This window comes from uncultured Alteromonas sp., from assembly GCF_963976965.1.
Classification (GTDB): domain Bacteria; phylum Pseudomonadota; class Gammaproteobacteria; order Enterobacterales; family Alteromonadaceae; genus Alteromonas; species Alteromonas naphthalenivorans.
Genome location: NZ_CAXBMP010000007.1, coordinates 75,327 through 88,181, shown reverse-complemented (window position 1 = coordinate 88,181; position 12,855 = coordinate 75,327). Strand labels below are relative to the sequence as shown.

11 protein-coding genes and 1 pseudogene are annotated in these 12,855 nt (G+C 43.4%); 10 read left to right on the top strand and 2 right to left on the bottom strand.

Annotation, left to right across the window (positions count from 1 at the left end):
- Positions 1-63: 63 nt before the first annotated feature.
- From AAC006_RS07915 to AAC006_RS07885, 7 genes and pseudogenes are all read left to right on the top strand, one after another.
- On the top strand, positions 64-606 hold the full coding sequence (locus AAC006_RS07915; RefSeq protein WP_208805584.1) for an rRNA large subunit pseudouridine synthase E: 543 nt from the start codon (positions 64-66) through the stop codon (positions 604-606).
- Positions 607-925: 319 nt separating this feature from the next.
- Positions 926-2,032 (top strand): annotated as a pseudogene (gene mnmA, locus AAC006_RS07910) (tRNA 2-thiouridine(34) synthase MnmA); the annotation flags it as partial.
- A 2-nt stretch (positions 2,033-2,034) separates the two neighbouring features.
- On the top strand, positions 2,035-2,661 hold the full coding sequence (gene hflD, locus AAC006_RS07905) for a high frequency lysogenization protein HflD (RefSeq protein ID WP_013784398.1): 627 nt from the start codon (positions 2,035-2,037) through the stop codon (positions 2,659-2,661).
- Between the two features lie 14 nt (positions 2,662-2,675).
- Complete coding sequence (gene purB, locus AAC006_RS07900; protein ID WP_013784399.1) at positions 2,676-4,043, top strand: adenylosuccinate lyase; 1,368 nt, start codon at positions 2,676-2,678, stop codon at positions 4,041-4,043.
- A 68-nt stretch (positions 4,044-4,111) separates the two neighbouring features.
- The gene (locus AAC006_RS07895) at positions 4,112-5,401 is read left to right on the top strand and encodes an adenylate/guanylate cyclase domain-containing protein (RefSeq protein ID WP_013784400.1); all 1,290 of its coding nucleotides are present in this window, start codon (positions 4,112-4,114) and stop codon (positions 5,399-5,401) included.
- Between the two features lie 59 nt (positions 5,402-5,460).
- Positions 5,461-6,627 (top strand): cupin domain-containing protein, encoded by a 1,167-nt coding sequence (locus tag AAC006_RS07890; protein ID WP_126872212.1) that lies wholly within the window; start codon positions 5,461-5,463, stop codon positions 6,625-6,627.
- Positions 6,628-6,636: 9 nt separating this feature from the next.
- Complete coding sequence (locus AAC006_RS07885) at positions 6,637-7,104, top strand: GNAT family N-acetyltransferase (protein WP_063458464.1); 468 nt, start codon at positions 6,637-6,639, stop codon at positions 7,102-7,104.
- 35 nt (positions 7,105-7,139) lie between these two features.
- On the opposite strand, the gene AAC006_RS07880 is transcribed toward AAC006_RS07885, so the two are convergent.
- Together AAC006_RS07880 and AAC006_RS07875 are read right to left on the bottom strand one after the other, a co-directional pair.
- Positions 7,140-7,562, bottom strand: coding sequence for a DUF4826 family protein (locus AAC006_RS07880; protein WP_126872211.1), 423 nt, complete (start codon positions 7,560-7,562; stop codon positions 7,140-7,142).
- Between the two features lie 65 nt (positions 7,563-7,627).
- Positions 7,628-10,732, bottom strand: a complete 3,105-nt coding sequence (locus AAC006_RS07875; protein WP_126872210.1) for an FAD-binding and (Fe-S)-binding domain-containing protein — start codon at positions 10,730-10,732, stop codon at positions 7,628-7,630.
- Between the two features lie 253 nt (positions 10,733-10,985).
- Between AAC006_RS07875 and AAC006_RS07870 the strand changes: the two genes are divergently transcribed.
- The 3 genes from AAC006_RS07870 (at position 10,986) to AAC006_RS07860 (ending at position 12,612) form a co-directional block, all read left to right on the top strand.
- Positions 10,986-11,270: a pyrimidine/purine nucleoside phosphorylase gene (locus AAC006_RS07870; RefSeq protein WP_126872209.1), complete on the top strand. Its 285-nt coding sequence runs from the start codon at positions 10,986-10,988 to the stop codon at positions 11,268-11,270.
- A gap of 542 nt (positions 11,271-11,812) precedes the next feature.
- Positions 11,813-12,310, top strand: a complete 498-nt coding sequence (locus tag AAC006_RS07865; protein WP_013784407.1) for a hypothetical protein — start codon at positions 11,813-11,815, stop codon at positions 12,308-12,310.
- A 35-nt stretch (positions 12,311-12,345) separates the two neighbouring features.
- Complete coding sequence (locus AAC006_RS07860; RefSeq protein WP_126872208.1) at positions 12,346-12,612, top strand: hypothetical protein; 267 nt, start codon at positions 12,346-12,348, stop codon at positions 12,610-12,612.
- The last annotated feature ends 243 nt before the right edge of the window (positions 12,613-12,855 follow it).

Genomic DNA, 12,855 nt, shown 5'->3' with positions numbered 1-12,855 from the left:
CGCGCATTGTGGTAGGCTTTAGCGATAGAAGGCATCCTAAGAATAAGAGTAATTATTCACACCATGGCAAACGAAAGCAAAATCGTACTTTTCAACAAACCTTTTCAAGTACTGTCTCAATTTACTGATGCAGACGGCCGAGAAACCCTTAAGGATTATATTGATGTACCAGGGGTATATGCTGCCGGTCGACTAGACAGAGATTCCGAAGGGTTATTGGTGCTGACTAACGACGGAAAGCTACAACATAAATTGGCACACCCCGAGGCCAAAACCAGCAAAACCTATTGGGTGCAAGTGGAAGGCATTCCTAACGAGGCTGCGCTAGACGCCTTGCGTAACGGGGTAGAGCTTAAAGACGGCATGACCAAACCAGCCAAAGTTGTAGCTATAGATCCTCCTGAATTATGGGACAGAAACCCGCCAGTTCGTTTTCGTCAAGCTATCCCGACTAGCTGGTTATCTATCACAATCAGTGAAGGCAGGAACCGCCAAGTTAGGCGTATGACCGCCCACATTGGTTTTCCTACATTGCGTTTAGTGCGCCATCGCGTGGGCAATTGGACCATTGATGGCATCGATAATGGCAAATACGTGTGTTTCTAACATTGACGCTAAAACAATGCCGATTTCTTCAAACGCTTATTCAAACGCCCAATTGTGTGTTTCGCTATTTAATAGACCAATATAACGATGAGACCTCACTATGATTACGTTCATTATTAGTTATAGCTTTTTGGTTTATTGAATTTTTAAACTCGGCGCTTGAAATACGCTTTTAAACGACCAATTTACGCTTCCCGACACTAAAATCTGTCGGTAAAGCAAAACGATTGAACACAATCGCTTTATTATGTGAATTGGTGGGCTTTATCTGGTAAAATCCGCCACCCTGAAATCAACCTAAATGAGTGTTATCTACGTTGTGACTGATATTGAATCAAACGCGAGCAAAAAAGTAATCGTCGGAATGTCCGGCGGCGTCGACTCTTCCGTTTCTGCCTACTTGTTGTTACAGCAAGGCTATCAGGTGGAAGGCCTGTTCATGAAGAACTGGGAAGAAGATGATAATGATGAATATTGCTTAGCCGCCGAAGATTTAAAAGATGCACAAGCCGTCGCTGACAAACTAGGTATTGAGCTTCACACCATCAATTTTGCCGCTGAATACTGGGACAACGTATTTGAGTATTTCCTAGAAGAATATAAAGCAGGCAGAACGCCTAACCCCGATATCATGTGCAACAAGGAAATTAAGTTTAAAGCGTTCCTTGAATTTGCTGCCGAAGACTTAGGTGCAGATTATATTGCTACCGGTCATTACGTGCGTCGCCGCCATCAAGATGGCAAGTGGCAGCTATTGCGCGGGTTGGATGAAAACAAAGATCAAAGCTACTTCCTCTATACCCTAGGTGAAGAACACGTAGCGAAAACCTTGTTCCCTGTGGGCGATATTGAAAAGCCACTGGTACGTAAAATTGCAGAAGAACAAGGGCTAATCACCCACGATAAAAAAGATTCTACCGGCATATGTTTTATTGGTGAGCGTAAATTCAAAGACTTTTTAGGCCGCTACTTACCTGCCCAACCCGGCATTATTGAAACCGCGGAAGGGGAAGAAATTGGTAAACATGAAGGCTTGATGTATCACACCCTAGGACAACGCAAAGGGCTGCACATTGGTGGCCATGCTAAATACGGTGAAGAGCCTTGGTATGTGGTAGATAAAGACGTAGCACGCAACGTATTAATTGTAGGCCAAGGTGCCGACCACCCTCGCCTATACTCTAAAGGCTTGGTGGCAAAACAACTGCATTGGGTAGACCGTACTACTATTACAGAACCTATGCGAGCAGTGGTAAAAACTCGTTATCGTCAAACTGATATCCCCTGCGCAATCGCGCCAATCAATGATGATATGATTGAAGTTATTTTTGATGAGCCGCAAAAAGCGGTTACACCTGGTCAATCTGCCGTTTTCTACCTAGATGAAGTGTGTTTAGGCGGCGGAATTATTGAGAGCTATATCCGTTAATGTTAGATACCGACGTAGAAAATAATTTAGCTTTGGCTGGCGTTTGCCAATCGGCGGCGCTTGTGCAAAGCCTTGCAAGAAAAGGCACCGCAAACGACGAAGCGGTGGAAGCGAGTCTTTCCAGTATATTGGTTACCGATCCTGAAAATCCACAGCAAGTGTTCGGCAAGTTAAGTAACCTTGAAGTAGGATATAAAACCTTATTCGCACAGTTATCAGATAAACAACAGAGCAAAGACACCGAGCTGACCCGTTATATTGCCAGCATTCTTGGTCTTGAAAGAAAACTTGCACGTAAACCTGCCGCCATGAAAGAACTGGCAGAGCGTATTTCTCACGTGCAGCGTCAATTGGCGCATGTAGACTTTCAAAACCCGCAAATTGTGTCGTCGTTGGCCAGTATATATAGCGATATTATTAGTCCATTAGCACCGCGTATTCAAATTGCGGGTAATCCGGATCATCTTGGCCAACCGGCTACGCAGCACAAAGTTCGCGCTATATTACTTGCAGGCGTGCGCGCCGCGGTAATGTGGCGTCAAATGGGTGGTAAACGTCGGAACATTTTGTTTCGCAGAAAACAAATTTTAAATAGCGCTGTAAAGGCGCTCAGGCTGATAAACTAGTTAAGGAGCTGAAGGTGGAACTGAGTCAGTTAACTGCAATTTCCCCTGTCGATGGTCGATATGCTGGAAAAAGCGTAGAATTACGTAGTATTTTTTCCGAATACGGCTTACTGAAATACCGTGTTGAAGTGGAAGTACGTTGGCTGCAAATGCTATCGGCGAACACTAAAATTGAAGAAGTTCCTGCGTTTTCTGATACCTCAAACGCATTATTAGATGCTATTGTGGCTAACTTTAGTGTTGATGATGCTATGCGCATTAAAGATATTGAGCGCACCACCAACCACGATGTTAAAGCGGTTGAATACTTTCTAAAAGAGCAAGTGGCTAGCAACAGCGAATTATCTGCTGTGAACGAGTTTATTCACTTTGCATGTACCTCTGAAGATATTAACAACCTTTCTCACGGCCTAATGCTTACCGAAGCCCGTGATACCGTGTTGCTACCTTACTGTGACAAACTTATCGATGCCTTAATAGCACTTGCCAAGGAATACCAACATATTCCAATGATGGCACGTACTCACGGCCAACCCGCCTCTCCTTCTACCATGGGTAAGGAAATGGCTAACGTGGCAATGCGTTTGAAGCGTCAACGCGCACAAATTGCTAAGGTTGAAATTTTAGGCAAAATTAATGGCGCCGTAGGTAACTACAATGCCCATTTATCTGCTTACGCTGATGTAGACTGGCACAGCGAGTCTGAAAAGTTTGTCACATCGCTAGGCTTATCGTGGAACCCATATACCACGCAAATTGAACCGCATGATTATATTGCCGAGTTGTTTGATGCAGTAGCCCGCTTTAATACCATTCTTATCGATTTCGATCGTGATGTGTGGGGTTATATTGCTCTAGGTCACTTTAAGCAAAAAACCATTGCCGGTGAAATTGGCTCTTCAACCATGCCGCATAAAGTTAACCCTATCGATTTTGAAAACTCGGAAGGTAACTTAGGCCTAGCTAACGCTATCTTTAATCACTTGGCCGCGAAGCTTCCTATTTCTCGCTGGCAGCGTGATTTAACCGACTCCACCGTACTTCGTAACTTGGGTGTGGGTGTAGGTTATGCGGTAATCGCTTATCAAGCTACCCTTAAAGGTATTAGCAAGTTAGAAGTTAACGAGCAAAGCTTGTTGAATGAACTTGATAACAACTGGGAATTACTAGCTGAGCCAATTCAAACGGTAATGCGTCGTTACGGTATTGAAAAGCCTTACGAGAAATTGAAAGAGTTGACCCGTGGTAAAAAGGTTAACGCTGAAATCGTGGCTGAGTTTATTGATAACTTAGACATGCCAGAAGCAGCAAAAGCTGACCTTAAAGCATTAACACCTGCAAGCTACATTGGTGATGCAATCAGGCTAGTAGATCAGTTATAAAGGCATCGCCTTTTCCATACACTTAAAAACGCGGCCAGTCCGCGTTTTTTTATGGTTGGGATTTAGGCATGCTTACACACAAAACATTTCATTCAAAAGCGGCAATAATTCACGCAACTGCACGCTTTTTTGCCCTGTGCTTGTTGTTACAAACACCGCTATTGATGGCGTATGCTCACTACAGCGCACACCATATTGCACTGTGGTGGAATCTGACCTTTCATATTCTTTGTGCATTTACCACGCTATATTTGTGCAACAAAGGCCTGCCAACGCGGGCCCGTACACTGCTGTTAACCAGCTATTACAGCTATATTGTGCTAGCGACATTCCTATGGCGTGGCGACATGTACATTCAGCACTTTTTATTGATTGGCTGCTTATGCTGTGTGGGGGTATTTAGCCAGCATGAGCAACGTCCACGACTTTACTGGGGGTTGCTTTTCGCCCTAACATTCTGTGCTATTGATGGCCTATTTAGCTACTCACTTCACGGTTGGCAAGGCGCTATTCGTCGTAGCAATAGTATTACCCTAACTCTAGCCAGCGTGGGACTTATACTGACCTTGCATGCTCATAGCCGGCGCCACCTTCATCACCTTGCTGTGAACTACCGTCATACACGGCAATTGTTGATAAAAGCAACCCCTGCCGCCAAGCTTACAAGCGCTTTTACTCCCCCTTTGAGCCATGTTCCGAATACTCCTTTAAGTAGGTTTTCAAGTAGTGCATCAACAGGCTTTTCGACCGGGCTAATGCGGCAAAGCTTCTCCTCGGCCTGTGTGTTATTTGCAGATATAAAAGGTTATCAAACACTGGCCCCCTTGTTTGGAGAACAAAAAGTGATAGAGGCATTGGATGCCTTTTACAGCCAAATTGATGTGTTAGCCGCTGCCCATAAAATGTACCCAGTAAAAACGAATGGCGATGAATACATGGCGGTTAGCGAACTGTGTATGTTTCCTCCTTTAAGTGCTTCAAATGGCAAACAAAAAGGCGAACAAAAAAGTGCACATCATATAAATAACGGCGTGTTGTTTGCGCTTGCTGTTACCGCCACCTTTAAAATCTTTGCGTTAAAAGAAGGTTGGCCTTGCCAAATTCGTATCGGCGTTGCAGCAGGCCCTGTTACTGCTGGCATGCCTAGAAGACAGCACGGCATTTTCGATGTGTGGGGCAACACGGTTAATTTGGCGTCTATGCTAGAACAACATTGCAAAGGGAATGCTGTTACCGTTTGCGATAGTACATTTTCTCATTTAACCGCTGAAACCCAAGCTAAATTCTGCCCCATTTTAATTGATAGCAAAATTGGTGAATTGGCCGCCTTCGAACACCGGCTTACTAATACACACTAAGCTAGTAACCCTTTATAGAATAAACGATAATACCCCCATAGATGCGTGGAGATTACTTAATGAAAGAATTCGATATAGAACATTTTCTATCTCATTATTGGCAACAAAAGCCTGTTGTATTACGTGGCTTTTTTCAAGATTTTGAAGATCCTATCGATGAGCACGATTTGGCCGGCTTAGCCCAAGAAGAAGAAATAGATAGCCGACTACTAAGCTTTGAAAATACCAGTGGCAACCCAGCGGATGGCGCAGGCGAATGGAAAGTTCATCAAGGGCCAATTCATGATTTTGAAGCCGTTTGCGAAGGTGCATGGACACTACTTGTACAAAGTGTAGACAGGTACGTACATGACGTAGCTGACATTCTTGAACCCTTCCGCTTTCTTCCAAATTGGCGTTTAGACGACCTAATGGTAAGTTTTGCCACTAAAAATGCAGGTGTTGGCGCGCATATCGACCAATACGATGTATTTTTAGTGCAGGGAAAGGGTCAGCGTCGTTGGCGCGTAGGTAAGCCTGGAGAATACAAAGAAGTATTCCCACACCCTAAACTTCGTCAAATTGAAGGCTTCGACCCTATTATTGATGAAGTACTAAACCCAGGTGACGTACTGTATATTCCGCCGGGTTGGCCTCATGATGGCAAAGCGTTGGAAGACTGCTTAACCTACTCTGTAGGCTTTCGTGCCCCTGAAACCAGTCAGCTCGCCGATAGCCTTTCGTTAATGTTAGAAACCAGCGACATTAATGTGCGATTTACCGATTCAGGTAGAAAGTTGTCAATGCCTTCGGCAGTGGTTGAACCCAGCGATATCGCCGCGTTGAAAAAACAGCTCATCACGGCCATTAATTCAGATGACTTCACCCATGCATTGCTTGAATCACTAAGTGAACAAGGCCTTCCAGAGTATCCACCTGAGTATTTATATACTGATAGCCAAATTACCGCAGGGTTTGAAGAAGGTGAGGAGTTTGCAGCCGCCCCTGGAGTACGTGCGCTCATTGCAACAGATACTGAAAACACGACACCTTCTCACCAAGGTCGCTTCTTTTATGTTAACGGCGAACGTTTCAGTTATAACAAAGAAGATGAGCAATGGGTTCAGCTTTTATTGAACAACGACGTACTTTTTGCCGAAATCCTGCCTGATCTACCCTCTTTTGCGTTTTTAGCAACATTAACTACACTTGTAAATAAGGGTTACTGGGAATGGATAGAAGCGTAACGCAACCACATGGCTTATACGATAGAGAACGTCGATTGGGCAAGGGATAAGCATCGACTTAAAGCAATCAGGGAAGATGTATTCGTTTTGGAATGGCGAGTACCCCAAGACAGTGAATTTGATGAGCGCGATGCCAGCGCTTTTCATGTACTGCTTTTGGAAGATGGTGAAGAAGCTAACCAACCCATTGCAACGGGGCGGTTAACTCAGTGTGGAGAAATTGGCAGGATCGCAGTGAAGCGCGGTTACCGAAACATGTCTGTTTATCGTGCGCTGTTTGCGGCTTTAATAGAAGTCGCCAATCGCCATAACGTCACTATTTTAAAAGTAAGCTGCAGCCTTGATAGTGTGTCGTACCATCAAGGCTTAGGCTTTAAGCCCGAAGGGCAAGTGTTTATGGACGGTGGCGTAGCACGTCAGCGCATGCAATGCCCTGTAGAGCGTTTTCCATTCCCCGATGTTTCACAAATGCATTAACTATCACATTAGCCATTGCATCAATAAAGGTTAGCTTAAACGCCTTGCCATAGTTCATCTTGGTTTTGTATGGCGTGCAGGCCTTCTGCTCTACTTTCTAATAATTCCGCATACTCCAACGACGATGCATCAGCACTGTCTGACTCGCGTAAATTTGCCGCCTTCAACTGCCACGACATTGCAAAGTGTTTAATCGCTTCGCGAGCATTAGCCGCCGTAGCCTCAGGAATAAAGTCGGTAGGCAAATCGCCACTCATCACCCAATAAAATGCATTATTAGTATCTTTGATTTTCCATACTGCTAAATAGGGTACTAAATAACGGCTTTCGTTTGTCACCACTGATTCGTATAGCACACCATTTTCGGCGAGATGTTTGTTTGCTTTTTGAAATTGCTCACGCACCCATTCACTGCGTTGCTGATCGGTCATTTCATTTTGTGGTGTATTGTCTGTCATATTATTCTCTGATCTATTTCGTTTTATTTTTAGTTTTTACGTAGTCGGTTGATGTTGAGTTTAGGCTACTGCGATGATGAAACACAGGCCAACAGACCTTGTAAAGGATGCTTCGGCTTAAACTGCTCTATACGCGCTACCTGACTTCGGCATGAATAGCCAGTGGCAAGAATAGCATCTGCTGGATAACGTTTGACCGCTTGCTCCCAACTTAACCCATAAATGGCTAACGACTTTTCTTTTTGATCGGCTTCATGGCCGTAAGTTCCCGCCATGCCGCAACAGCCTACCGCCACAATATCAACTGGCTGATTCACTTTAGCAAACAAACCCTGCCATTGCTTTTCAGATGCGGGCAACGCCGTTTTTTCTGTACAGTGACTTAGCAGTGCTAATGGCTGAGCTGAAGGCTGCGCTGAATTCTGATCCGAAGTCTTCGCTGAAGGCTCTGACACACCTACCTTTTTGCTTGTCGATTGCCATACATCACTGGGTACCGTTTCAAGCCATTCATGCACTGCCAACACATGAAAATCACCACGGGCTTTACCCAAGGTTTTGGTGTACTCGTCACGATAAACTAACACCAAAGACGCATCTACACCTGCCATAGGAATGTTTAGCTGCGCCACTTCATTTAAAAAGCCTGCGGTATTTTTTGCGGTCTTCGCAAATTTAGCTAAAAAGCCTTTTACATGTTCTGGTTTGCCATTCGGTTTAAACGGTAACATTACCGGTGTAAAACCAAGGGCATTCACTAAGGTAACAAAATCTTCAACCACACTCGCATCGTAATAGCTGGTGAAAGGGTCTTGCACTATCAACACCGTCTTTTGCTTTTCTTGGGCACTTAGCTTAGATAACGCGTCGTGGTTATAAGTAGCCACTTTCCCTTTTACTCTATTCGCCAACGTAGGCTCAGATAGAATAGGCGTGTCTACATAGCCAATGGTTTTCTCAATACCGTTTTGCATCCACTTTCGTTTCAAAAACAAATTAACCACGGGCGAGAACTTAGCCATAATTGGCGCCATGCGTTCAATGTTTCCCACAAGATGGTCTTTCATTGGGCGCATGTAGCGCTGGTAATAAATAGATAAAAACTTCGACCTAAAATCAGGTACATCTACTTTCACCGGGCATTGGCTTGAACACGACTTACAGGCTAGGCAACCATTCATGGCGTCTAGCACTTCGTGAGAAAAATCGTCTTGTTTGTTTCGGCTATTACTAAAGCGCTGCCACCAAGACGTATCGAATTGTTCAGCACTTAGTGTTTTAGTGTCTACTCCATCTTTCGCGAGCAAACGTATCCATTCACGAATAAGGCCCGCACGGCCTTTCGGGCTATGGCGTCTATCACGAGTCACTTTACTCGATGGGCACATAGGTGACGTAGTGTCGTAGTTAAAGCACAAGCCATTACCATTACATTCCATGGCAGGCGCAAAAGCTTCTTTAAACGTAGTAGGAATAGTTCTATCGAATGTTGCGCGTTTCGTATCGCTAACCTTTACCAAGCTCTCAGTACTATCTAAAGGCGTACACACCTTGCCTGGGTTCATTTTATTAAGCGGGTCAAATGCGCTTTTTATTTTACGCAATTCGGTAAATAACATGTCACCGAAAAAGGCGGGACCATACTCGCTGCGATAACCTTTACCGTGCTCGCCCCACATTAAGCCGCCATATTTAGCCACTAACGCGACTACTTCATCTGATATTTGATGCATCAACTTTTCTTGTTCAACATCGCATAAATCAAGAGCTGGCCGTACGTGTAACACACCTGCATCAACGTGCCCGAACATACCGTATTTTAAACCATGGCTGTCTAGCAGAGCCCTAAATTCCATGATGAAATCGGCCAAATTTTCAGGCGGCACTGCAGTATCTTCTGCAAAAGCGATAGGCTTTTGCACACCTTTGGTTTTACCCAACAGGCCAACTGACTTTTTACGCATGGCGTATATTTTACCAATATCCGCTTTATCAAACGTAACCTGATAACCAATTACCCCACCCTCGCCGGTTTCGGCAGCGGCGGTAAGCCTGGCTTCTAGCTCGGCAATGCGGGTGCGAATTTCTTCTTCATCGTTGCTGTTGTACTCGACCATATTTAAGCCCAACATTTCCTTGTGTGGAACGTCGGTAATTAAATTGGCAATGGAGTGCCAGATAATATCGGTTTTAGCTAGGTTTAATACTTTTGAGTCTACCGTTTCAACAGACGTGGCATTTGCTTTTACCATTTCGGGAGCATGGCGAAGCGCCGATTCAAAGGTATCGTACTTAATATTAACTAAGGCTTTATGTTTCGCGATGGGCGTAAGAGAAAGCTTAGCTTCGGCCACCATAGCTAACGAGCCTTCAGCGCCGGTAATCAAGCGGCTCACATCTATAAGCTGCTCGGTTTCATTATAGGCGTGCTCTAAATCGTAACCGGTTAAAAAGCGGTTTAAACGGGGGAATTTTTCAATAATGGCATCGCGTTTATCTACGCAAGTAGCAAGTACTTGGCGTAAAATACCCACATAGGCGCTGTTATCTGCGTTTGTGTCAGCTATTTCTTTCGCTTCTTGCACACTAATTGGTGTGGTGTTTAATACTTCACCGTTAGCCAGCACCGAAGTTAAGCCCAATACATGGTCGCTGGTTTTACCGTAAACCAACGAGCCCTGCCCCGACGCATCGGTACTAATCATCCCACCTACCGTAGCGCGGTTACTAGTAGAAAGATCAGGGGAAAAGAAAAATCCATGGGGGCGAAGGGCGTCATTCAGTGCATCTTTTACTACGCCTGACTGTACTTTAACCCATTGCTCTTCAACATTGATTTCCAAAATTTGATTCATGTAACGCGACATGTCAACCACAATGCCGTCGGTTAAACTTTGGCCATTAGTGCCTGTGCCGCCGCCACGCGCCGAGAATTTCACTAGCGGGTGGTCGTTAACCAGCTTGCCTAATACTTGCAAATCGGCAACGCTTTTAGGAAATACCACAGCTTGAGGGAGTTTTTGATATACCGAATTATCGGTGGCCACAGCAAGACGGCTGGCATAGCTGTACTCAACATCGCCGGTAAAAGCGGTACTAGCAAGCTGTTCTAGATATGTCTGATAATGTGTTAAAAGACTCTGCTGGGGCACCACACGTGGCAAACTCATTGTGCTCAATTGCTGTAAAACCTCTGGAAATGCGATTGTGAGCTAGTATAACCACAGCGCTTGAGAGTCTCTAGCCAATTACACATATTTCATGTGGTTTTAATGACTAATTTTGCACTTTATATAACTGGATGCCTTTTTAATGCCGGCTTATTTTGCGAATGAGAATATCTTAGAAAATCACAGGTTAGCCATTCAGCTTTAATTATTGCACAATGCTCGCTCTTCTATTTTCAATAAAAGGAAAGCGCATATGTCTTTTACAGTAAACAGTTATTTTGATGACAAGGTTCGTTCAATTGCATTTGAGTCAGCAAATGGCCCCTGTACTTCAGGCGTAATGGCGCCAGGTGAGTACACCTTCAACACCAGTCAGCACGAAGTAATGAAAGTAATGGAAGGTGAAATGACCGTTAAACTTCCAGGTTCAAGCGACTGGCAGTCGTTCAAAACGGGAACAGAGTTTACTATTGATGCAAACCTTTCTTTCGATGTAAAAATTGAAACACCTACTGCTTATCTTTGTTTTTATAGCTAGCTGAAGTTTATTGCTTAGGCTTACCTAACGCTGCACTTGTTAATAATGCAGGTGACAGCGTTGGGTGAATTTGATGCAGGTAAGTTAATTGTAGCTATATTTTTTGCTGCTTTATTTATTTGCTAATAGCGATTCCCTATCCCTTTTGGAACGCTTCAATCATACGCGAAGAATATATAACCGTTCTATGCACTCTGCGTTAGACAAATATGTTTTAGCGTACCTTTCGCCATAGATGCCACTTGTCATTTGTCTTACCTAAGCGCTTTTATTTATAGAGCTTAATTTGTAGTACTTTTATGGTCTTCTAGCTAAATTAAACTTACTACACCATAATACAAAGTAAATGAGTCAAATACTCCTTCAGCCCCGAACATACCGTTTTTGTACCTTTAATTCGTGAGCAAAAAACGCCATTCGACTTTATTGTTTTGAGGGGTTAGCAGGTAATCTGGAAATATAGATAAAATCAAAAAAACCATAATAGTGTGTTAAAACAGACTGGTTTGGAGTCTAGTAAACTGTTATGTGGCAAGGGGTACATGTTGATATCTGAAGCAGTAGGGAAAATTATAGGTTTAGTATTAGCACATAGTGTTTTGATTGGCAGTGATTTACAAGAAGGTGAGCTATTAGTTCCTTTAGTTATTTACTATCTAGGTGAAAACCGAGAAATTAAAACCTTTGAAGCTGTCACACAACAAAATGCGGTTATTCTTGGACAAGAATTTTTACATTCTTTGTCACAAAAGTCTGATAGCTGGGCATATGTTCAAGATGGATTAATAACCCTAGAAAACGGCAGTAAGCAAGATGTTTATTTTATCAAAGCTTGGGCTAAGGGAATGTCAGAACCTATGGAACTATACCAAATGTATAATACACAGCCTTTCGCATTGGTCGACAATATTAAAGTGTTAAATTATGCAGATACTGGTTTAACCCCAAAAGATGCTGACTCTTTTGTTGCAGCGCTAGATGAAGGTATATTTTCACATCCATCAGCTAGTGAAGAAGACATAGGAAAGTGGTTTAAATAAGCTGCCATATAACAAGCAAATCAACAGGAGATATCATGGAAGAAATTAGCATTTTTCAAGTAATTATAATACTAGTTATCGTTTCAGCTCTGTTTGTTCAGCAGGTGCTATTGAAAGCAAATAAGTTTAAAAAAGTGCGCTATACAAGGAACCAACGTTTGGGCTTTGCTATCGCTTCGGCATTCCCTATATTAGCTTTTAGCTACATATCAAACAATCCAGTGCTCATCCCTTTCGCAGTAGCCATGGGTTCATTGGTATATTTTAAAGAAAACTGGTACGCGTTGAAAAAAAAGAATTAGATAGAGGTGATGTTAGAAATGTTCGCGAGCAGATGCATCAAACTTCTCTTCGCTAGTATGGGCAATTACTCGCTGGAGGTATGGTCAGCAAGTTTCATTGTTATGAAACTAATAAAGTTGAACGCATCAAAATGCGCTATAACCTTGAAGAATACGAAACAATTATAGGTTACTCAGACAGTTCAATTGATATCCCCCTTTTACGCCTTTGCAATCAACAAATCATAGTTAATCCAAGGCCGT